Genomic DNA, 22,266 nt, shown 5'->3' on the forward strand with positions numbered 1-22,266 from the left:
ATAATGGATCAGAAAAAAATTGGCTTGTTGTCGCTAACCGCACTGGTATTTAGCTCGATGGTTGGTTCAGGTATATTTAGCCTTCCACAAAATATGGCGGAAGTGTCGGGATTGAAAGCGGAACTGATTGCTTGGTTGATTACCGGTGTCGGTATTTTATCGCTGGCTGGATGTTTTTTGCTGTTGTCGCGACTTCGTCCCGATCTAGATGAAGGGATTTATAGCTATGCCCGTGAAGGGTTTGGTGATCTCATGGGGTTTTTCTCCGCTTGGGGTTATTGGTTATGTAGTACGATTGGTGTTGTGGCCTATCTGGTTGTGGCTTTTTCGGCATTAGGCGGTTTATTAGACAGCCCTCATCGTCTTATTTTTGGTGCGGGTAATACATGGCCATCATTTGTGGGCGAATCGCTCCTTTTATGGATGATTCATACGTTAGTGAGCCGTGGCGTGCGCCAAGCTGCGCTATTTAATCTTTTAGGTTCATTGGCTAAGACAATTCCACTATTAATATTTATTGTCATTGTTGCCTATTGTTTTAAACCGACGTTGTTTAGTCATGATATCAATGGCGTGTCTTTAGACGTTCCGATCGCAAATCAAGTCAAACATAGTATGTTGATTACCCTTTGGGTATTTACTGGGATTGAAGGGGCGGTCGTGCTTTCTGCTCGCGCGCAAAATAAACGCGATATTGGTCGAGCCACGTTTATTGGCGTGTTGTTTGCGGCGTTTTTATATATCTCAATTTCATTGCTTTCTAGAGGTATTATGCCAAGAGAGCAGATTGCAGCTTTAACCAATCCATCGATGGCGGGCATTTTAGCTGATCTCATTGGGGGTCCTGGGAAACTGTTGGTAAGTTTAGGTGTTTTAGTGTCGGTATTGGCCTCGTATATTAGCTGGATATTGTATGCCACGGAAGTTCCACAATCGATAGCTCGTCATCATGCTTTTCCTAAAATTTTCGCTAAACTCAACGCAAATGGCGTCTCTACGGCATCGTTATGGCTCACTTCAATTACGGTACAGATCTGTTTGGTGATGCTGCTCTTTAGCGGGAAGGGTTATAATACCTTAGTGCGGGTTTCGACCTCGATGATTTTAGTCCCTTATTTGCTCGTTGGGTTGTACCTGCTGAAAGTGTCGTTACAAACCAAACCGCATCTGCCTATGGTCGTGGTTGCTTTGGGGGCAAGTAGTTATGGTGTGTGGCTATTATATGCAGCTGGGTTAGATGGGGTGTTATTATCAATTTTACTCTATGTTCCAGGTATGTTGATCTTTTTATATAGCCGACGACAAAATGAACAGCGTGTGCACTTTAATCTGCTGGAAAAAGGGCTTATTGGCGTGTTGTTATTAGCAATGGTTCCAGCGATAAATATTTTATTGTTTTAAACATGCGGCTAGACAATGTTGAAGTCGTATCTATCCACTTGATGTGGTCAGATGCATCATTGAGTTGGAGAGAACTGTTGCGTGCTCATCGGCTTAGAGGTTGTCTGGCAACTTCGTTAGAGGTACGGTATAACAAATGAATGCGAGCCGCAAAAATAGATATGTATGACGTTGAGTGCGCGGTATTGGTGATGACTAGTGTCATCAGATAAATGAGTTATTTTTCGGATAAATTATGCAACAAAATAAAATACGCGTTGCGGTGCTGTTTGGTGGCCGTTCTGCCGAACATGAAGTTTCATTGCAGTCAGCAAGAAATGTGATTGCCGCAATCGATCCTGAACGTTTCGAAACAATATTGATTGGAATTGATCGAGATGGTGGGTGGTATCTTAATGATCAGAGCAGGCCGTTGTTAACGGCGGATAATCTGAAATTGGTTGCTCTGAATCAACGTGCCCAACCTACTTCACTGTTGGCCAGTGATCAACAAGGCTTGTTGATGAGTGATGGACAAGCAATGGGGTTGATTGATGTCGTGTTTCCCGTTCTGCACGGGCCTTATGGTGAGGATGGCTCGGTGCAAGGGTTGGCAAAGCTGGCTAATGTTGCTTGTGTCGGTAGTGATATCTTAGGTTCAGCCATTGGCATGGATAAAGATGTTGCCAAACGATTATTACGTGATAGTGGCATTGCGGTTGCCGATTATATGGTGCTGCGTCGGCATCAGTTGAATGAATCAATTGGACAACAAGTTAGCGAGAAGTTGGGATATCCGGTCTATGTTAAGCCTGCGAATATGGGCTCATCGGTTGGTGTGAGTAAGGTGACTTGTGATGCTGAGCTAGTTGCAGCGTTACGCCATGCTTTTGATTATGACATTAAAGTTTTGGTTGAAGCGGCAGTGGTTGGCCGAGAGCTTGAATGTGCGGTGTTGGGCAATGATGAGCCAGAAGTGTGTGATGTTGTGGGCGAAATTATCGCCGATGAGCAGTTCTATAGTTACGATCGCAAGTATATTGAAGCCGCCGGTGCTAAGCTGCAGATCCCCGCGGATGTGGATGCGCCAACATTGGCTCGGCTGCGCCAAACCGCATTACAGGCATATCAATGTCTAGAAGCGCGAGGCATGGGTCGGGTGGACATGTTTTTAACGCCAGACGGTGAAGTCTTAGTCAATGAGATCAATACATTGCCAGGGTTCACCGCTATCAGCATGTATCCTAAGTTGTGGCAGGCAAGTGGTGTCGCGCCGCGAGAGCTGGTCACCCGTTTGATTGAACTTGCATTAGATGAGTACCACGATAAGCAGAACTTAAAGAAAACTGAGCATTAAGTAAAAATGCGATTAGAAAACCGAGCACTTAGCTCTAATGCCGTTCTCTTAAGGTGAGCGGCATTTTCTTATTACTAAGGGGCTGTCAATGACTCAACATCTGCTATTTCTGCTCTCGATACTCCATTCTATTTCCCAACGATGCCCATAGAGAGTGTCGATAGCGGCGGTTGGGTAACCCATCGCACAACTATCGATGTCATATCACGTATTTTTTCATTGATGTGACAGTGATTAAACGGGCCAGTGTTTAGGCGTGTTTGGATTGCTCTTTAAAGTGACTCGCTTATCGTTGTGTCCTAAAGATTAAACCACCCTGTATTGCGTATTTTCTACTCTATTGTCCAGTGTGGTTTCAATCAGCTTTTGATCTATCCACCCGAGGAGCAGTCAATTATAAATGTGTTGACCTGATTGGTTTTTAAATTGTTGATGACGCCCTTAAAGAATCGGTCAACCGATCTTATTTGGTTTAACTGATCAGCATGATTGATTCAGGGCAGCATTTTTATTTATGATCAGATGGGTGGCTCAAATGGGATTATGACACAAAGGCATCCAGCAGTGATTGATTGAACTTGCAAGGTGACATATCAAGCCTTCTTAGGCCTACACCTTTATCCATAGCGTTAAGCCATGGTAATTGATCGGCTGTGCCAATAGCCATCGGTTGATGGTGGCTGCGGTTGGCTTATATTAACAATAAGTATGCGCGTACTGGGGGATAGCATGTGGAACAATATCAAGTGCTGACTTGAGAAAATCACAGCTTAAGTGTACATTCTACAGCTTTGCAAATATATTTGTTGGAAGGATAAGCGTTATGCGCATTATTTTACTGGGCGCGCCCGGAGCAGGAAAAGGGACTCAAGCACAGTTCATTATGGAACGTTATGGGATCCCGCAGATTTCCACTGGCGATATGTTGCGCGCTGCGGTGAAGGCAGGTACTGAATTAGGTCAACAAGCGAAAGCTGTGATGGATGCAGGTCAGTTGGTCAGTGATGAATTGATGATTGCATTAGTGCAGGAGCGGGTTGCTCAAGGTGATTGCGCTAAGGGATTTTTACTTGATGGATTTCCTCGTACGCGCCCTCAAGCAGATGCAATGAAAGAGCATGGTATTGATGTTGATGTGGTACTGGAATTTGATGTGCCAGATGAAGAAATAGTCAAACGTATGAGTGGTCGTCGTGTTCATGCTAATTCAGGCCGGGTATATCATGTTGTCTATAATCCACCTAAAGTGGAGGGCAAAGATGATGTCACTGGTGAAGATCTAAAAATCCGTCCTGATGATGAAGAAGTAACGGTACGTAAACGCTTGGCTATTTATCATGAAACAACACAGCCACTGGTTGATTACTATAGTGCAGATGCCGACAATGGAATGAATAAATACTTCCGGATTGATGGTACACAGCCCGTTGATAAAGTGAGTCAAGAGCTAGCGCAGCTGTTGGACTAATTTTTTGCTTCTATGATGAAAAAGCTGGCTCATGTGTCAGCTTTTTTTATTTCTTATTCCTGTTAATCGGTTAAACTAAATGATAATTCATAATCAAAAGGAATAATCTATGACTAAGTCATCAACAACGGTCATTCTTGCTAACTTAGGAACGCCTTCGCAACCTACTGCAAAGGGTGTCCGTGACTTCTTAAATCGATTTCTCTCCGATCAGCGTGTTGTGTCACTATCGCCTTGGGTATGGCAGCCTATTTTAAAAGGTATTGTCTTGCCGCTACGTAGTCCCCGAGTTGCTAAGTTGTATCAACAGATCTGGCTGGAAGGTGGCTCGCCACTGCAGGTCTATAGTGAAAATTTATGTCATAAAATCAGTTCATTGATAGGGGATAAGGCAGCAGTTCGTTTGGCGATGAGCTATAGTGAACCATTTATTGAAGATGTCATCGATACGGCATTAAAACAAGGCTGTGAACGGCTCATCGTACTGCCCATGTATCCACAATATTCTGTCTCCACCACCGCTCCCGTTTTTGATGCCTGCACTAGAGCGATGAAAGGGCGATTCGCACTTCCTTCATTACAGTTTGTCCGCCAATATTATGATTGGCCAGGTTATTGCGAGCTTTTAGCGCAGCGCATTCGTCAAAAAGGACACTCGTATGATGAAACTCATCAGTTGGTGTTTTCATTTCATGGTATTCCCGTGCGTTATGCCAATTTGGGAGACCCTTATCCACAACAGTGTGAAGCGACAGCAAAACGAATCGCAGAGCTGTTAGAGTTGCCGCAAAGTGCATGGAAATTGAGTTTTCAAAGCCGGTTTGGCAAAGAACCTTGGTTGCAGCCCTATACAGATGAAATGCTCAAGGAGCTCGCGCAGCAAGGTGTTAAGGCGATTGATATCATCAGCCCAGCATTTTCAGTGGATTGCTTAGAAACCTTAGAAGAAATTAGTTCTGAGCTAAAAGATGTCTTTTTGGATAATGGTGGCGAACATTTCCAATATATAGAAGCACTTAATGATGGTGATGATCATGCACAAATCCTGAGTGAAATGATTTTAGAGCAATTGAACTAATGGTAAAATGTGCCATTCGTTTTGGTTGAACATAGATTTTATGAAGTTTCCCGGTCGTCGTAAGACAAAACATTATTTTCCAGTGAGTGAACGAGACCCTCTGTTGTACAAAGCTAATTCACATTTAGCAGTTGAGAACAGTTACATAGTGGGCATCGACCAAGTGATGGTTGATATCGAGGCGACGGTGAGCCGAGAGTTTATCACCTCATTTGGTTTACCTATTGGTGAGTCGTCGCTGTTAGAAGATGAACAAACTGAACGGCTTGTTCAAGCACTTGCAGAGTTACCTGATCACGTGCGTTGTTTTGCGGGTGGAACGGTCGCAAATACCACTCATAACTACTCGGTACTGGCAGATTCACCATCATACTTGCTCGGCGTTATGTCTGAAAGTATTCAAGTAGGCAGCTTTGCTTATCAATATCTGTGTAATACGTCTAGTAAAGTGAATCTGCAGTATTTACAACCCGTTGATGGACCCATTGGACGCTGCTTCACACTTATCTCAGAAGATGGTCAACGCACCTTTGGGATTAGTAAGGGAAAAATGAACTGTCTGCAGCCTGAAGCTGTATCGCAAGCGCTGATTAGCAAAAGTTGCGCGCTACTGATTTCTGCCTATTTGGTCCGTACTAGCGTTAATGAGACGATCATGCAAGCGTGTATGAAGGCCATCGACTATGCGCATCAAGCTAAAATTCCCGTGGTATTAACTCTTGGTACTCAATATCTGATTGCCCAAGACCCTACTTGGTGGCAACAGTTTGTACGTGAGCATGTTGATATTCTTGCGATGAATGAGCAAGAAGCCTGTGCGTTAACGGGGGAGAGCGATCCGCTGCGAGCTGTCGATATCGCCTTAGAAAGCTGTGATTTAGTATTATGCACTGCCGGTGAGCAAGGCTTATACATGGGAGGTTATTGTGATAGCGAGGCGCTTCGTCAAACCCGTCATCCTCTTTGCTCAGATGACGGCATGGAGCAGTTCAACTATTATGAATTTAGCCGCGCGATGCGCGCCTGTGATTGCTCTAAGCCGAAAAAAATATATAGTCATATTGCACCCTATTTAGGTGGTCCTCAACAGATCCTGAATACGAATGGAGCAGGCGATGGCGCGTTAGCTGCGATTTTACATGACATCGTTGCGAATCGATATCACCGCCTGAGTGTTCCTCAATCAGCGAAACATGCACAACCATTTTTAACTTATTCATCATTGTCACAGATCTGCAAATATGCAAATCGAGTGAGCTACGATGTTTTAATACAATCCTCCCCGCGATTAAGCCGAGGACTACCTGAACGAGAAGACAGTTTAGAAGAAGGTTATTGGGCGATATAGCAACAATCAAGCCGCTGGAAGGGCGGCTTGGTAAGTGCTTAGCTATTTGTCAGATTTAGCTGTACGAATTTTACGGAACAGTTCGCGACGCTCTTTAGATAACTCCGCATTTTCGATGGTATATTCATCAACTCGGTCTTCATAATCATTTTTCATGTTTTCAACAATCGCCATGATTTCACGAAAAGACATCTCTTCATGAACATAATCGGATAAGTTGTTAAGTAGCTCAACACGTTTACGATTATCACGGATTTTATTTGCCACATCGATCATATCCCGTTTTAATTTATTACGGCGGCGAGCCATCGAGACTAGCTCCAGCACTTGGGACATTTGCTGATTATTTGGTTTTTCCATGAAAACTCCAATACTAATATAGTGTCAGTCATAAAACTATGATGAGGTAATGTACCTTGTATTGCTTCGATGGCAAAGGGGCTGTCGTGTATTTTCTTGATATGAAGCAAATAATTCAGCTTATAGCGAACAGGTTGTCTAAATCATAAGCAATCCAAAGGCACTTATTTACCCTCTGGGTGATGGCTGAAATCGAGGTGATATGTCGATAACGATTTGGCGATATTCTCTGGTAACTGCTCAAAGTTTGGGGTGTGCTTAATCGTTGTATTGAGCATCTGTAGATCGTCGATGGGAAGCTCATCAAATTGAGCATCGCCATCTTCGGATAGCACTTTCACATAGGGCTTTAATTTATCATCTGGATTACTCGCTGCAACTAATGCGTAGCGCTTATCATCAAGTTGTACACATGTGCCGGGCGGGTAGATCCCCAGTGAAAGAGCTAACGCTTCCACAACCTGTCTGTTAAAAAGTTTTCCAGCATTTTTAAGTAATACAGCGATAGCCAATTGCGGGGGAATTGCTTTTTGCCAAGGCGGCGGATTAATCAGTACATCATAGTAGTCTGTGACCTGAATTAACTGCGCCATCTCCGACATTTCATTGACCCCTTTTGGATAACCGCTGCCATCAAGGCGTTCGTGGTGTAAGGCGACTAACTCGATTAACTCTTTAGGAAAGCTAGCCCGTCTTAACAGCTCGACACTATATCCGACATGAGCCTGATAATAATTTTTCTCAACGCTGCTGAGCTCTGTTTTTTTATGGCGGATTTGATAAGGGACTCGCAGCATTCCAAGATCTTGAATGAGTGCAACAAGCGCTAACTGCTGTGTCGACCCATGATGATAGTTAAGGGTTTTTGCTACAAGAATCGTTAATACTGCGACATTCAAGCTATGCTGAAATATGTGATCGCCATTTTTTGCATTTAAAATTAAATACACATTGGGGTGATGCTGTTTTGTAAGAATGCTCTTACAAAGATTTTCAACGCAGTGAAGCTGTTCGGTATAGGCCAGTGTTGGATTACTATTCAAATGTGAAATAGAATTTTTTAATAATTCAATATGATCATTATACAATCGCTCAGTTTTGCGTTGCTGTCTCTTTTGTTGTTGTTGGAATTTCTCGGCTGCGTTTATCGAACGATGTGCTATAGGTGCCACGAATGCAGAATGATTAAATGAAGGTATCGTGACGGAGACCTGAATGTCTGATTTATCTAGATCAACGTCAATTTCATCAAATGGCAAATTGCGTAAGACAATTAATTCATCTTCGCTTTTGACCTTAAAGCTGCTGCGTAAAAAAGGATGCATTGTCCAGCTTAAAGGCAAGTTCACATAGTGGCCAATAGTCAACTTATTCAGGGGGATTTTGGTTGTTGGCATTTACATCTCCCCAGCTCATGTATTTCATCTGATAATGACATCAATATTCATTTAGGGTGTATATTATTTAGCATAGTTTGGGACAGATGATTTTTCGAGAATGCGATGACAAAACGGTTAGTTAGCTAGCAATAATCTCTGATAACTTGTAATTTCACTTGGCGCCTTCGCGACTTTTTGGCAGACTGCCTCGATTGAATCATGATAAGGAATAAGGCTTGCAAGCAATTACACTGGCAATAACTGGCGCATCAGGGGCTCCTTACGCCTTAAGATTATTAGAGTCACTAGTTGCAGCTGATAGGAAAGTTTATTTACTCCTCTCAAGTGCTGCCAAGGTTGTTCTAGCGACTGAGGTTGAGCAGCGCTGGCCTGCTGCTGATGATCTTTTTGATGCCTATATGGTCGAACATTACGGTGCAGCGCCAGGGCAAATTGTGCGATTGGGTAAAGAGCAGTGGTTTTCACCCGTTGCATCAGGTTCCTCTGCACCGAAGCAGATGGTTATTTGCCCCTGCAGTATGGGAACATTGGCATCGATATGCCAAGGGTTGTCAGATAATCTAATTGAGCGTGCGGCCGATGTGGTCCTTAAAGAGCGTGGTCAGTTAATTTTAGTCCCGCGAGAGATGCCTTTCTCGGCTATCCATTTAGAAAACATGTTAAAACTGGCGAGGTTAGGGGTTGACATCATGCCGGCGGCTCCTGGTTTTTACCATCAACCACAAACCATTCAAGATCTGATTGATCATGTGGTTGGTCGCATTCTTGATCACTTGCATATTCCACAAGATATGATGCCCGTGTGGGGATATCAGGGGTGCCAACGTTAATGAGGAATAGATAGTTATGTCAGATACTGATCAACCACTCAATGAAGTTATCAAACCTCGCTTAGGCGTGAGTGCTTGTACTATTGGTGAAAAAGTTCGTTTTGATGGGGGGCATAAGCAGTCTGAGTTTCTGCTAAAAGAATTGGCTCAATGGGTCACTTTTGTGCCATTTTGCCCAGAAGTGAAGGCAGGATTAGGGGTGCCGCGTCCTGCGATTCGATTAGCTTCAATTGATGGTCAATTGCGAGTGATTGGTAGTAAAAAAGCTGATTTAGATGTCACTGATGCGCTGGTTTTTGCAAGTGATGAACTCGTTGAGCAAGCAAGTGATCTGACTGGTTTTGTCTTTTGCGCAAAATCACCCAGCTGTGGTATGGAACGGGTGAAGGTCTATTTGCAAAGTGGCGATCCATTAGCCCAAACACAATCGGGGATATTTGCTGATAAACTGATGAAATGCTATCCAGCTATGCCTTGCGAAGAAACTGGGCGATTAAATGATCAGCTATTACGAGAGAGTTTTTTGTGTCGGTTATTTAGCTATGCCCGTTGGCAGACGATATGTCAAAATGGATTAACAGCGGCTATGCTTCTGGATTTTCATCAACGCCATAAAATGCTATTGATGGCCCATTCTGAGCGTCATTATCGTCAGGCGGGTCCTATGCTTTCTGATCTGAAAGCGCAACCTCTAACGGAGCTTGCTGAGCGTTATATTCAGTTAGTGATGGATGGTTTAAGGGTGGTTGCGACACGAAAAAAACACACTAATGTGTTGATGCATCTGCAAGGGTATTTTAAAAAGAATTTAGAAAAGGTTGATAAATCCGCATTGACGGAAATGATTTTACGTTATCAACAGGGGTTGTTGCCATTAACGGCACCGCTTGAGATGTTAAAGCATCATCTACGCCACTATCCAGATAGTTATCTGCAACTGCAATACTATTTTCAGCCCTATCCAGAAGCTTTACGGGTTCAAAGTGTGATATAAAATCAGCGGCTAGAAGGCCGCTGATTTTTTGTGACGCTGATTCAGGCGTCCATCCCTATTTATCATGGTTTGGGCAGTCCTGATTTAGGCAATTGCCATAGAGATAAAGACTGTGGTTGGTGAGGCTGATATTGTTTTGTTTGGCAATTAATTTTTGCCGTTCTTCGATGAGTTCATCGCGAAACTCAATAACTTTCCCACAATCTAGGCAAACTAAGTGGTCATGATGGTTTTGACTATTCAGTTCAAACACCGATTTACCGCCTTCAAAATGATGACGGGTTATAATACCAGCATCGTCAAATTGATTTAATACACGATAAACAGTGGCAAGACCGATCTCTTCGCCCTGATCAATAAGTTTTTTGTAAAGATCTTCGGCGCTAATATGGGCGGCATCAGGCTGTTGCATCAGATCAAGGATCTTGATACGAGGCAATGTCACTTTTAGACCGGCTTTTTTAAGCGCTTGGTTGTTATCTGGCATATGAAACTATTCGCTTGATTAAATGAAACGATTAGGTGTTGCAAACAAGCATTATAATACTTACTTGGACTCAATAGCGAAGGCTTTCCCTAATCAACTAAAGAGTTTAGTGAATCTACCACGAAATAATGCTAATACCTATCAATTTTACATTATTTATCGGTAAGACTGATTCAGTGGCTTTTTTTAGCCAATTTTTATCCTATCTAATTCTAACTTTTAAGTAACGCCATGACTTTTTGTACATAATGACGAGTCTCTGGGTACGGTGGGATCCCTTGATAACGGCGTACTGCACTCTCTCCAGCATTATAAGCAGCAAGGGCCAGGGGAGTTGATTGGAATTCATCAAGAAGCAGTTTGAGATATTTGCAACCCGCATTAATATTGGCCGCTGGCTCAAAGGGATGAGCTAGATTAAAGCGTTTTGCGGTTGTTGGCATGAGCTGCATTAGTCCCATGGCGCCAGCCTGGGAGACGGCTCGATGTTGATAACTGGATTCTACCTCGATCACCGCTCGAACTAAATGATAGGGTAATTGATAGCGTTTAGCAGATTGGGCTATTAATTTAGCAAATGGTTTGGATGCGGTATTGTTTACTGGCTCGACATTTGCCGATGTAACTTGCCGAGCATTGATGCGTTTGGCCAGTAATTCAGTTTGCGTATCGCGTTTAATGCGAAACCTCGCGGGCATTTCACTGCCCGAAGCGCTACGCATCAATAAGCGCCATTTTTGACCTTGATAGTGGGCGCTAAAGTGCATCTGCCCTTGTGCATCGACGACATACCATAAATTTGCCCAAGCTGATGTTGGAAGCATGATAATAAATATTAGAAAAAATAGTTGTCGCATAGACTTTACCAATCTGTTAAATACTCAGAATAGGTAACGGCAAGTGCACTGAAAAGTTTAGATCAATGAGGCGGGAATAAGCTCTGAGGGCGAAGAGCATCCATTTTGATGTAAACCAAAATGGCCGACCCATGCAGATGGGTCAGCTTATTTGGTGAAGAATCATTTAGTCTTCTAATTCCGCTAAACACATCTCATCATAGATCTGTTTACACCAAGCTGTTACACGTTCTTCTGTCAGCTCTGGTTGGCGGTCTTCATCAATACCAAGACCCACAAAATGATGCTCGTCGACTAATGCTTTAGAGGCTTCAAATTCGTAGCCTTCAGTTGACCAGTGACCAATAATTGTGGCGCCCTTGGCCTCGATTATATCGCGTACTGTTCCCATTGCATCCAGGAAGTACTCTGCGTAGTCCTCTTGATCACCGCAGCCAAAAATAGCGACTAATTTTTCAGAAAAATCAATCTGTTCCAGCTCAGGGAAAAAGTCGTCCCAATCACACTGTGACTCACCGTAATACCAAGTTGGGATACCAATGAGGATCAATGAGTAGTTATCAATATCTTCTTTTGTCGATTTAGCGATATCAAAAATATCGATCATGTTTTTACCCAGCTCTTTTTGAATCATCTGGGCAACTGCTTCGGTATTACCGGTATCACTACCGAAGAATAATCCAACGCTTGCCATAACTCTTACCTGTTTCTATCGTGGTGGTTCTGTCGTTAAAACAGCTACATGCTCAATAAGTATCTGTTCTATGAGTTCGCTACGGCTAATCCCTTGCTCTTGAGCTATCCCATTTAGGGCATCAAACAAATCATTCCCCACTTTCAGCTCAATACGCTTCATCCCTTTTTGGCGATCACGCCGAAGCTGATTGCGCTTATTTACCCGAAGTTGTTCTTTTCTGGGTAGGGGATTCGTTTTTGGTCTGCCAGAACGTTTTTCATCTGCAAACAGATCGATAGTGGTTCGATCCGTATTCTGTTTTGCCATAAACCTACATACTAGCAATGATCAAGGCCTGAATTACCTCAGGCGAAAAACCTAGCCTTTAGTTGCAATTATATACTGAATTGAAAAACAATCCTCGGCAAGCTATAGACCTTACATAATTTAGAAGCGGACTATAGCATAAAGGGTGAATGGGTGTTAATTTTCTGGCATGAAAAATTGGTTGACTAACCGATTAAATAATTGAGGCTTTTCGGCATGCAACCAATGTCCTGCTTGCGCAATAATTTTTATCTGGGCATTAGGGAACTGTGAAACAATAGCGTTTTGGTAGGTCAACTGAATGTAACTTGACAATTGTCCTTTGATAAATAAAGTCGGGCCAGCAAATCGTTCCTGCTCGAACGGCCAATCGATAATATCGTTGTAGTGAGCTTGTAAATTGGCGATGTCAAATTGCCAGCGCCAGCGCGGACCTTCTCGTTTGAGTGATTTAAGTAAAAACTGTCGTACTCCGCTATTGTCTATGTACTGTGCCAATTGCGTATCGGCATCACGACGATTGCTGATTTGGTCGAGCTGGACGCTATTCAAGCCAGCAAATTCTTGCTTATGAGCGTGTTGATAACGTACTGGGGACATATCGGCCACAACTAGTTTTGTGATGCGTTCAGGTGCTAATAGCGCGCTTGCCATCGCTAATTTCCCTCCCATTGAATGACCGACAAGATAGCCGTCATTGACGCCGAGCTCATTCATGGTCTCTAAGAAAGCTCGAGCATGTTGGCGATAATTCATGCTGTCCATGCGTGGGGATTGGCCATGATTAAAAATGTCGACGAGGTAAACTTGAAAATTTTTACTGAGATATTTTCCCAAGGACGTCAAATTATCGCCGCTGCCAAATAAGCCGTGGATCAAGAAAACAGCTTGCGGATGTTTTGCGGTGCCTTGGTAAGGAAGCGCATTTGTATATAAGAGTGGCATAGATGGCCTTCACCATATGGATGATAGGGAAGATCTATTTTGCCGTGAATAGACCTTCTATCTCAAGTTCTCTGAAAGACATTTGTTATCTAGAACGCTTTAAAGCGCAATCAGTAGTCGAGAATTTTTTGATGCTATGTATAATATTTGTAGTTATTCAATGCTATGTGGTCAATTTTAACGCATATGAAGTCTATCGAAATCGACGAAGAACTCTATCATTATATCGCGAGCCAAACTCAGCATATCGGCGAGAGTGCTTCACATATTTTACGCCGACTGCTCAATGTTGATCAGTCAACACTGCTCACCCAAGTTGTCACTGTTTCAACTGAACCGTGTCGTAGTCTGCATGATCTTGTGGATCATGCGCTATTAACACAGCAGGATAGTTGTGTTAAACGTTTTATGTTATTGCTCAGTTATCTGTATCAGGCCAATCCCGAAAGTTTTGCTAGGGCTAGTGAAATAAAAGGTAATAAACGGGTTTATTTCGCGACCAGCGAGCAAATCTTGTTAGCAAGCGGTAAAACAACTAAGCCTAAACCTATTGCCGAATCACCATTTTGGGTGATTACAAATACCAACACGAGTCGCAAACGTTTGATTATCTCTCAGCTGATGCGTGGTATGGGATATACTGATAGCGATATTGAGGCACTTGTTAATACAATATAGTAGCTATGCTACATATAGATTATTCTTTTTCATGGGGTATTTTTTATGGCTATCCACCCAAGAGCTGGGCAAAAAGCGCAATCGCAGGATCTGACCAATATTCCTCGATTGATGACTGATTACTATTTGATTCAACCTGATGCAAGTCAAGCCAGTCAGTTGGTTAATTTTGGTACCTCAGGACATCGAGGCTGTGCAAGTGATGGCGCATTTAATGAAGCGCATATTTTTGCAATCAGCCAGGCTATTGCCGAGTATCGTCAGGCACAAGGCTATGATGGCCCGTTGTTTTTAGGTAAAGACACCCATGCGTTATCTGAGAGTGCTTTTTGCTCTGCGGTGGAGGTGTTTGCTGCTAATGGCGTGGCGGTGCGCTACCAGCAAGATTTTGGTTTTACTCCTACGCCAGTCATTTCTCACGCGATCTTAGCCTACAATGGCGCTCATGATGAAAAAGCTGATGGTGTCGTTATAACGCCATCGCATAATCCGCCTCGTGATGGTGGGTTTAAATATAATCCGCCCAACGGTGGACCTGCCGATACTTCAGTCACGCAAATTATTCAAGACCGTGCTAACGAATTATTAGCGAATGCCTTGGAAGGGGTGAAGCGTATGCCTTACCCGCAAGCAATTAAAGCTGATGGTATTCAAGCCTATGATTATGTTCAACCATATGTCGATGATCTTAAGAATGTGATTGATATGAATGCGATAGCCAAGGCGAAAGTACACATTGGTGTTGATCCCCTCGGGGGATCAGGCGCGGCGTATTGGCCAGTGATCGCTAAAACTTACGGGCTTGATATTGAAGTGGTTAATGACCGTATTGATCCGACCTTTTCATTTATGTCGCTAGATAAAGATGGCAAAATCCGCATGGATTGTTCATCACCTTATGCCATGGCGGGGCTAATCCAATACAAAGATCAGTTTGATATTGCGGTCGGCAATGATCCTGATTACGACCGGCATGGTATTGTTACTCCATCGGCAGGACTCATGAATCCTAATCATTATCTCACCGTGGCCATTGAGTATTTATTTACGCATCGGACGCATTGGCCTAAAACTGCTGCCATTGGTAAGACACTGGTTTCAAGCTCGATGATCGATAAAGTGGCCGGCAAATTGGGGCGCCAATTATGTGAAGTGCCGGTTGGGTTTAAATGGTTTGTCGACGGCCTTTATCATGGTGATTTTGGCTTTGGCGGTGAAGAAAGTGCTGGCGCATCATTTTTGCGCTTCGATGGAACGGTGTGGAGTACTGATAAAGACGGAATTATTCTGGCGTTATTAGCCGCTGAGATTATTGCCGTGACTGGGCATGATCCATCTTGGCATTATGAGCAACTGGTCGAACAGTTTGGCTCGCCTATCTATCAACGTTTTGAAGCTAGTGCTAGTGCTGAACAAAAAGCAGTGCTTAAGTCGTTAGATCCATCATTGGTTGAAGCCTCTGAATTGGCTGGTGATCCGATTATTGCTAAATTGACCAAAGCACCCGGTAATGACGCTTCAATTGGCGGACTTAAAGTTGTTACCGCCAGTGGCTGGTTTGCAGCGCGACCATCGGGCACTGAAGATATTTATAAAATCTATATGGAAAGCTTCAAAGGCGAAGCCCATCTAAAACAGATCGAACAAGAAGCGCAGCAAATTGTTAGCGCTGCATTTGCTAAAGCTGGATTATAGCGGCACAGCATAAGAATGCATTTGATACCTCTTTTGGCATGTCCAAAAGAGGTATTTTTTTATCTTTTACTCGCGTTGTCTGTATCTATGCGCACATCTTGGTAGGCTTAACTAATGTTGTGGTATCAAAATGTATTCGCTTTTACATCCATGAGGAGATTGCAATGAATAGAAGCGCGATTAACGCGTTGATCCAACAAGGCTATGCTAGAGAGATAAGTAAGCAGCAAATTTTCGAACAGCTATGCTCCGCTTCAATACCGCCTGCAACCGCCGCTCACGCGATTAGTCATATGGTTAACCCTGTTATATATCGTCGCTATCGAGGGTATGTTTGGTGGGTTAGGGGACTTGGGGTGTTACAAGCGATGGTCGCTGTGTTAGCGGGTTTTTGGATAGGCCGGGGTATGGGCGATGGCGTCACTACGGTGTTAATTATGCTGGCCATGGGGATTGTGCCCGCAGCATTAGCCTATGGTTTTTTTCGTAATCATATTTTGCCTTATAACGCGATGTTGGTCTTTCTTGCCATGGAAGCTGCAAATTTGATCATGCATTTTGAATCTGCTGCGCGTCAAATCAGTCTGTTGTTGCTGCTGATATTGCTATGCTTTATGTTATTACTCTATGTGCGTTGGCGCCTATTTCCAGAAATAAGATGGTTTGTCCCCAAACGAGTTCATGGACACTATCAATTTGTTGACTAAATCATTATAGGTTCATTACTGTAACTGTGACATTTGCCTAAATTTAAGCTATACCTCATAGGGGTAAAATTAGTGTTGTTAGCTGAGCATCTCTCGTAAATTAGCACTCGATGATTTGTAAAAGATGGCGATTACGTTGCACGGTTGCTCGTTAGTAATAATGATTGACCTCATGCTACTGATTGGGGAATTAGCGCTCAATTGGATAGATTTTATCGGATGGTCGGCAGCTCTGCTGAGTCCATCTTCATCAGCCACGATATAGGATCTCAGTTTATGGTTCAGGTTTCGACAGCTGCCGAGGATTTTCCGTTTTATCTCGACAAAGAAGCATTTAAACAATCTGTACAGCGTCATTTGCATACCACCTATGGCACCGTTGAATCTAAAGCCAATTCCCTGGCATGGTGGAAAGCAACCTGTTCAGCCATCAATGAGTTAGTGTTTGAAGGGTTGACCGAAACGCATAAAAAACATTCTGGCATCGATACGCGAGCCGTTCATTATTTGTCGCTTGAATTTCTCATGGGGCGATTGACACGAAATAATCTCTATAATTTGGGTATTTTTGAGACGGCTCGTGATGCCTTAACTGAACTCGGCCAAGATATTGATACCCTTTGTTCTGAAGAGCCTGACATGGCACTGGGTAATGGTGGGTTAGGGCGTTTGGCAGCTTGCTTTATTGATTCGTTAGCGACATTAGGCTATCCGGCGATTGGTTATGGGATCCACTACGAACATGGCTTATTTCGCCAAGAGTTTCGTGATGGGCATCAAATTGAGCGTCCTGACAGCTGGCGTGACTATGGAAATCCATGGGAAATCTGTCGTCCTGAATCTATTCAGAAAGTCCCTTTATATGGTTATGTTGAAACCGAATTTGGCCCCAATGGAAAAATGCGTAAGGTGTGGCACCCCGGCGAAATGATTCGAGGCGTTCCCTGGGATATTCCTGTGGTTGGTTTTGGTGGGCATACGGTGAATATTCTGCGACTCTGGGAAAGTCGCGCGGATGATTACTTTGATTGGGATGTATTTAATGCCGGGGGGTATGTCGATGCGCAGGCTGAAAAAGCCAGGGCTGAGGCGATTTCAAAAGTTTTGTATCCCAATGACGAAACGCTTGCAGGTAAAGAACTGCGCCTCACTCAACAATACTTTTTCTGTTGCTGTTCACTACAAGATATGTTGCGCCGCTACAAGCGTCGTCATGATGACTTTAGCCATTTTGCTGAACAAATTGTCATTCAGTTAAATGATACACATCCTACTATTGCAATTCCTGAATTGATGCGTCAATTGGTCGATCTTGAAGGTCTAAAATGGGAAGAGGCATGGGCGATTTCCCAACAGGTTTTTGCCTACACGAATCACACCTTACTTCCTGAAGCATTAGAAAAATGGGATGTTGTCCTATTTGAACATGTGCTACCTCGGCATCTGGAGATTATCTATGAGATTAATCATCGCTTTTTAGATGAAGTTGTCGCCAAAAAATGGCCCAATGACGATCAAATGAAGCAACGGCTGTCGATTATCGAAGAGGGAAATCCGCGCATGGTGCGAATGGCCTATTTGGGCGTCGTAGGATGTTTTAAAACGAACGGGGTTGCTTACATGCATAGTGAGCTCATTAAAAAAGAACTATTTCCCTATTTTTATGAGCTCTGGCCGGAGCGCTTTACTAATGTGACAAACGGCATTACCCCGCGGCGCTGGTTAAAAGCGTGTAACCCGCGTTTATCGGCGCTTTTTGATGAGGCCGTCGGAACGCATTGGCCAACTGATTTAACCTTACTACGTCAAGTCGTCGCTAAAGCAGATGATCCTAAATTTCAGAAGCGTTTTATGGCGATCAAACACCAAAATAAGCAGGATCTGGCTAAGGTGATTTTGCAACTTACAGGGGTTGAGGTTAGTGCAGAGGCTATCTTTGACATTCAAATTAAACGACTTCATGAGTATAAACGTCAGCACTTGAATATGTTGCATATCCTGACGTTGTATCGACGCTTATTGCAAGACCCTGATCTGGATATTCAACCCCGCGTGTTTATTTTTGGGGCTAAAGCCGCACCAGGTTATAAGCTGGCTAAAGATATCATTTTTGGGATTAACAAAATTGGTGAGCGAATTAATGCCGATGAACGCATCAAAGGTAAAATCAAGGTCGTATTTTTGCCGAATTATCGTGTCTCTTTAGCAGAACAGATGATCCCAGCAGGCGATCTGTCAGAACAGATCTCTACAGCGGGCAAAGAAGCATCTGGTACTGGCAATATGAAGTTTGCTCTTAATGGTGCGTTAACTATTGGTACTATGGATGGCGCCAATGTTGAGATCCGCGAAGAGGTTGGTGATGAAAATATATTTATCTTTGGGTTATCTGCCGATGAGGTCAGTAGCAAGCTTAAAGCTGGGTATAATAGTCGCGATTATTACTACAATAATCCGGAGCTTAAAGCCATTCTAGACTGGCTTGATAGCGATTATTTCACGCCAAATCAGCCGGGAGCTTTGGCGTCGATTAAACGCAGCTTGCTAGATGGCGGTGACCCATTTTTATGCTTAGCGGACTATGAATCATATATCTGTGCCCAGCAAGCTGTAGATCAAGCCTACCGAGATAAAGCACGCTGGGCCAAAATGGCGATTATTAATTCGGCGAGTGTTGGGAAATTTAACTCAGATCGCTCAATTCAAGACTATGTTGACACCATTTGGAAGCTCAAGTCCTATCCTGCAATTGAATAAAAAGATTAGCTACTCATTTAATAGCCCGCATTTGCGGGCTATTTTTATGTTTTTAAAGCATTTTAGTTTCGTGGGTAGGCAAGGCATAATAGAGAGAAACAACGGGAAGCTTGCTTATGTTACCTTTTTCATTCAATTACCTTGAGTATTTACTGACTCATCCTAATGAACAACCTGGGGCAAGTACATGCATGCCAGATGGCAGTACGATGAGGTTGGTCGGTGTTGGCGTCATCCAAGTTACGCCTGCTCATCTACACGCACAGCATAAAGCAATTGTGCTTTCCGCGGGGATTCACGGTAATGAAACGGCCCCTATCGAATGGTTAAATACATTACTCAATGATCTATTGGATGGCCATCTGCAGATTTGTCATCCGTTGTTACTCATCTTTGGTCATCCATTGGCGATGGTTGCCAAGAGCCGAGAATTGAAGTTTAACTTGAACCGATTGTTTGCCGGTGCTCATACTCAACATCCTGAAGATGGTGAGCATCAGCGTGCTGCGCAATTGGAGCGGTGGATGGCCGATTTTTATGCACTTTGGCCAAATGCTGTGCGCTTACACTACGATCTACATACTGCCATCCGCGAATCAATCCATGAAAAATTTGCAGTTGCCCCATATATTCCTGAGCGGGCCCATGATCTATCACAACTGGCTTTTTTACAGAAATGCGGTGTTGATTGTGTGTTATTTTTCCACCAAGCCACTACGACGTTTAGTTACCATAGTGCTGCGACCCATCAGGCGTTCGCATTTACTATCGAATTAGGCCGTGTCCATCCATTTGGGCAAAATGATATGCGCCGATTACAATTGCTTGATCAAGCAGTCCGCGCTTTGATTACAACGCCTGTCATTGATTGGGGCAAGCCCGATTGGCAGCGATGCTGCTGGTTTCGGGTCACCGATGTGATCATCCGTAAGCAAGCTAATTTCCGCTTAAACTTCCCCGATGAACTATCTAATTTCACTGAGTTTTATGACGGCGATGTGCTCGCGTATCAAGACGAACAAATGGTGCGAGTGGAAAATGGCCCGAAATCGGTGGTTTTTCCTAACGCAAATGTTCAAGTTGGTCAACGAGCGGCATTACTCGTGCAAGCAATGAGTCAAGATGAATGCCAACAACTCAATCAATAAAGATGCTGCCGCCATTTAGGCGTTCGTCATGGTGCTGGTGGTTTGCGCTTTGTGGATTATGTGGCGCTTTTATACTTCACCTGAATATAGGTGATTATGCTCTGCAATGGCAGACATTGTTCAGCGCCCATTCGAATCTTTCCCAGCAAATATTTTGGCAATTACGGTTTCCGCGTGCCCTCGGGGCGGTTTTGGTGGGGGCGGCGTTAGGTGGCTCCGGCAGTGTGCTGCAAACTGTATTGCATAATCCATTAGCTGAACCGGGATTACTTGGCATTTCCTCCGGCGCTAGTTTAGCGGCAGTGGCCTTAATGGTGTTCGCTGCGATACTAGGTTGGACATTACCCGTGTGGGGAGTGATGTTTGCGGCGTTGATGGGGGCGCTGTTAGTGGCTGGATTATTATTTGCCTTGGCTCGGCGCTATCAACTGAGCGCTGGGGCTTTGTTATTATTTGGTGTCGTGATTGGCATCATTGCTGGGGCGGCGCTCACGTGGTTGTTGTATCTATCGCCAACGCAAAATCTGCGGCAATTACTTTATTGGTTGATGGGCTCATTGAGCTTTGCTAGCCAACAGGTTTATCAGTTGGCTCCAATCTTTGTGGTGGTGGTGATCATGTTGGCTCGTGATGCGAAACACCTCAATGCGCTGTTGCTTGGTGAGCGTCATGCGTTTGCACTAGGTGTGGATGTTCGCCGGCTGCGACCTCGTTTGGTGCTATGGGTTTCATTGCTGAGTGCGATCGCTGTTGCCTGCGCAGGAACGATAAGCTTTATTGGGTTATTGGTTCCTCATGTGCTGCGCCGATGGCTTGGTGATGAACAACGCCAATTACTATGGATGAGTATGTTGGTTGGCGCTCTGAGCGTTTTACTGGCTGATTGTTTGGCATTAACTATCTTACCCGGGGCCGAATTGCCTATTGGCGTCATCACGGCCACCATCGGCGGACCCATTTTATTTATTTTATTGATACGTAAACCTTATGATTAATATTGCCTCGTTACAGGTTAGAAGCTATTTGCACATAGATAAACTGGACATTGATGCGGGCAAGATGGTTGCGATTTGCGGCCCAAATGGTGCAGGCAAGTCCACACTATTAGAAGCACTAGCGGGTTATTTACCGATACAACAAGGCGTTATTCGTTTTGCGGGGGAATCCTTGCGCGATTATAGCGTGGCTGAATTGGCCACGAAACGGAGCTGGTTGCCACAACAAGCCGGCCGGCGGGTCTACTTAAGTGTGTTTGAGCAATTGCTGCTAACGGCAGAGCAATTTGCCCCAAGTCATCGCCAAAGCCCATTATGTCGTCAAGTGATTGATGATGTCGTGCAGCGTTTGGCATTGCAGCCACTGGTTGGGCGCACGCTCATGGCGCTCTCTGGCGGCGAGTTGCAACGTGTGGCTATGGCTAATCTGTTGGTCAGCTGTGACCACCGTTTAAACCCAGATCATCAACTCATTTTGTTAGATGAACCATTCAGCGCGCTTGATCCACATTATCAGCATCAGGTGATTGCTGTCCTACTTGAACTAAAAAAACAGGGACGAACAGTCCTTCTTGCACTGCATGATCTCAATTTAGCGGTTTTTTATGCAATGGATGTCTTGTTACTTGATCAAGGGAGGCTTAAAATGTACGGGCCAGCGCAGCAGGTCCTTAGCTCACAGCAGCTTGCTGAGTTATTTGGTGTATCGATGACTCAGATTAGTATCAATGGTCGTACGCAACTGGTACTGGCATGAGTTAATCGTCTAATTGATCCAT

The 22,266-nt window shown here is 44.0% G+C and carries 21 protein-coding genes; 14 read left to right on the top strand and 7 right to left on the bottom strand.

Annotated features, from left to right (window positions below):
- Positions 1 to 3 precede the first annotated feature (3 nt).
- From ABUE30_RS01955 to ABUE30_RS01975, 5 genes are all read left to right on the top strand, one after another.
- Positions 4 to 1,401, top strand: coding sequence for a basic amino acid/polyamine antiporter (locus ABUE30_RS01955; protein ID WP_408621992.1), 1,398 nt, complete (start codon positions 4 to 6; stop codon positions 1,399 to 1,401).
- A 235-nt stretch (positions 1,402 to 1,636) separates the two neighbouring features.
- A complete protein-coding gene (gene ddlA / locus ABUE30_RS01960) occupies positions 1,637 to 2,737 on the top strand; it encodes a D-alanine--D-alanine ligase (protein ID WP_408621993.1) in 1,101 nt (366 codons plus the stop codon).
- Positions 2,738 to 3,560: 823 nt separating this feature from the next.
- Positions 3,561 to 4,205, top strand: a complete 645-nt coding sequence (gene adk, locus ABUE30_RS01965) for an adenylate kinase (protein ID WP_408621994.1) — start codon at positions 3,561 to 3,563, stop codon at positions 4,203 to 4,205.
- Positions 4,206 to 4,314: 109 nt separating this feature from the next.
- Positions 4,315 to 5,283, top strand: a complete 969-nt coding sequence (gene hemH, locus ABUE30_RS01970) for a ferrochelatase (protein WP_408621995.1) — start codon at positions 4,315 to 4,317, stop codon at positions 5,281 to 5,283.
- Positions 5,284 to 5,323: 40 nt separating this feature from the next.
- On the top strand, positions 5,324 to 6,631 hold the full coding sequence (locus ABUE30_RS01975) for an inosine/guanosine kinase (protein WP_408621996.1): 1,308 nt from the start codon (positions 5,324 to 5,326) through the stop codon (positions 6,629 to 6,631).
- 42 nt (positions 6,632 to 6,673) lie between these two features.
- On the opposite strand, the gene ABUE30_RS01980 is transcribed toward ABUE30_RS01975, so the two are convergent.
- Both ABUE30_RS01980 and ABUE30_RS01985 read right to left on the bottom strand, forming a co-directional pair.
- The gene (locus tag ABUE30_RS01980) at positions 6,674 to 6,991 is read right to left on the bottom strand and encodes a DUF496 family protein (RefSeq protein WP_408621997.1); all 318 of its coding nucleotides are present in this window, start codon (positions 6,989 to 6,991) and stop codon (positions 6,674 to 6,676) included.
- Positions 6,992 to 7,155: 164 nt separating this feature from the next.
- Entirely contained in the window at positions 7,156 to 8,388 is a 1,233-nt protein-coding gene (locus tag ABUE30_RS01985; RefSeq protein WP_408621998.1) for an HD-GYP domain-containing protein, read from the bottom strand.
- Positions 8,389 to 8,606: 218 nt separating this feature from the next.
- On the opposite strand from ABUE30_RS01985, the gene ABUE30_RS01990 reads away from it, so the two are divergent.
- Both ABUE30_RS01990 and ABUE30_RS01995 read left to right on the top strand, forming a co-directional pair.
- Positions 8,607 to 9,221, top strand: coding sequence for a flavin prenyltransferase UbiX (locus ABUE30_RS01990; RefSeq protein ID WP_408621999.1), 615 nt, complete (start codon positions 8,607 to 8,609; stop codon positions 9,219 to 9,221).
- Between the two features lie 16 nt (positions 9,222 to 9,237).
- Positions 9,238 to 10,215, top strand: a complete 978-nt coding sequence (locus tag ABUE30_RS01995; RefSeq protein ID WP_408622000.1) for a YbgA family protein — start codon at positions 9,238 to 9,240, stop codon at positions 10,213 to 10,215.
- Between the two features lie 55 nt (positions 10,216 to 10,270).
- Here ABUE30_RS01995 and fur read toward each other — a convergent pair whose 3' ends face one another.
- From fur to ABUE30_RS02020, 5 genes are all read right to left on the bottom strand, one after another.
- Positions 10,271 to 10,702, bottom strand: coding sequence for a ferric iron uptake transcriptional regulator (fur, locus tag ABUE30_RS02000; RefSeq protein ID WP_408622001.1), 432 nt, complete (start codon positions 10,700 to 10,702; stop codon positions 10,271 to 10,273).
- Between the two features lie 212 nt (positions 10,703 to 10,914).
- Entirely contained in the window at positions 10,915 to 11,559 is a 645-nt protein-coding gene (locus ABUE30_RS02005; RefSeq protein WP_408622002.1) for a lytic transglycosylase domain-containing protein, read from the bottom strand.
- Between the two features lie 166 nt (positions 11,560 to 11,725).
- A complete protein-coding gene (gene fldA, locus ABUE30_RS02010) occupies positions 11,726 to 12,253 on the bottom strand; it encodes a flavodoxin FldA (protein WP_408622003.1) in 528 nt (175 codons plus the stop codon).
- 15 nt (positions 12,254 to 12,268) lie between these two features.
- Positions 12,269 to 12,562 (bottom strand): LexA regulated protein, encoded by a 294-nt coding sequence (ybfE, locus tag ABUE30_RS02015; protein ID WP_408622004.1) that lies wholly within the window; start codon positions 12,560 to 12,562, stop codon positions 12,269 to 12,271.
- Positions 12,563 to 12,718: 156 nt separating this feature from the next.
- Positions 12,719 to 13,507 (bottom strand): alpha/beta fold hydrolase, encoded by a 789-nt coding sequence (locus ABUE30_RS02020; RefSeq protein WP_408622005.1) that lies wholly within the window; start codon positions 13,505 to 13,507, stop codon positions 12,719 to 12,721.
- Positions 13,508 to 13,693: 186 nt separating this feature from the next.
- Between ABUE30_RS02020 and ABUE30_RS02025 the strand changes: the two genes are divergently transcribed.
- The 7 genes from ABUE30_RS02025 (at position 13,694) to ABUE30_RS02055 (ending at position 22,244) form a co-directional block, all read left to right on the top strand.
- Complete coding sequence (locus ABUE30_RS02025; protein WP_408622006.1) at positions 13,694 to 14,185, top strand: replication initiation regulator SeqA; 492 nt, start codon at positions 13,694 to 13,696, stop codon at positions 14,183 to 14,185.
- A gap of 45 nt (positions 14,186 to 14,230) precedes the next feature.
- Positions 14,231 to 15,880 carry a phosphoglucomutase (alpha-D-glucose-1,6-bisphosphate-dependent) gene (gene pgm, locus ABUE30_RS02030; protein WP_408622007.1) on the top strand — a complete coding sequence of 550 codons (1,650 nt, stop codon included), beginning with the start codon at positions 14,231 to 14,233 and terminating at the stop codon, positions 15,878 to 15,880.
- A gap of 164 nt (positions 15,881 to 16,044) precedes the next feature.
- Positions 16,045 to 16,587, top strand: a complete 543-nt coding sequence (locus ABUE30_RS02035) for a hypothetical protein (protein ID WP_408622008.1) — start codon at positions 16,045 to 16,047, stop codon at positions 16,585 to 16,587.
- A 276-nt stretch (positions 16,588 to 16,863) separates the two neighbouring features.
- Complete coding sequence (locus ABUE30_RS02040) at positions 16,864 to 19,344, top strand: glycogen/starch/alpha-glucan phosphorylase (protein WP_408622009.1); 2,481 nt, start codon at positions 16,864 to 16,866, stop codon at positions 19,342 to 19,344.
- A 116-nt stretch (positions 19,345 to 19,460) separates the two neighbouring features.
- A complete protein-coding gene (gene astE, locus ABUE30_RS02045; RefSeq protein WP_408622010.1) occupies positions 19,461 to 20,492 on the top strand; it encodes a succinylglutamate desuccinylase in 1,032 nt (343 codons plus the stop codon).
- Positions 20,471 to 21,487, top strand: coding sequence for a FecCD family ABC transporter permease (locus ABUE30_RS02050; protein WP_408622011.1), 1,017 nt, complete (start codon positions 20,471 to 20,473; stop codon positions 21,485 to 21,487). Before astE ends, ABUE30_RS02050 begins: the two co-directional genes overlap by 22 nt.
- Entirely contained in the window at positions 21,480 to 22,244 is a 765-nt protein-coding gene (locus ABUE30_RS02055) for an ABC transporter ATP-binding protein (RefSeq protein ID WP_408622012.1), read from the top strand. The genes ABUE30_RS02050 and ABUE30_RS02055 overlap by 8 nt, the downstream gene beginning before the upstream one ends.
- Positions 22,245 to 22,266 lie beyond the last annotated feature (22 nt).

Source organism: Celerinatantimonas yamalensis (assembly GCF_046054155.1).
Taxonomy (GTDB): domain Bacteria; phylum Pseudomonadota; class Gammaproteobacteria; order Enterobacterales; family Celerinatantimonadaceae; genus Celerinatantimonas; species Celerinatantimonas yamalensis.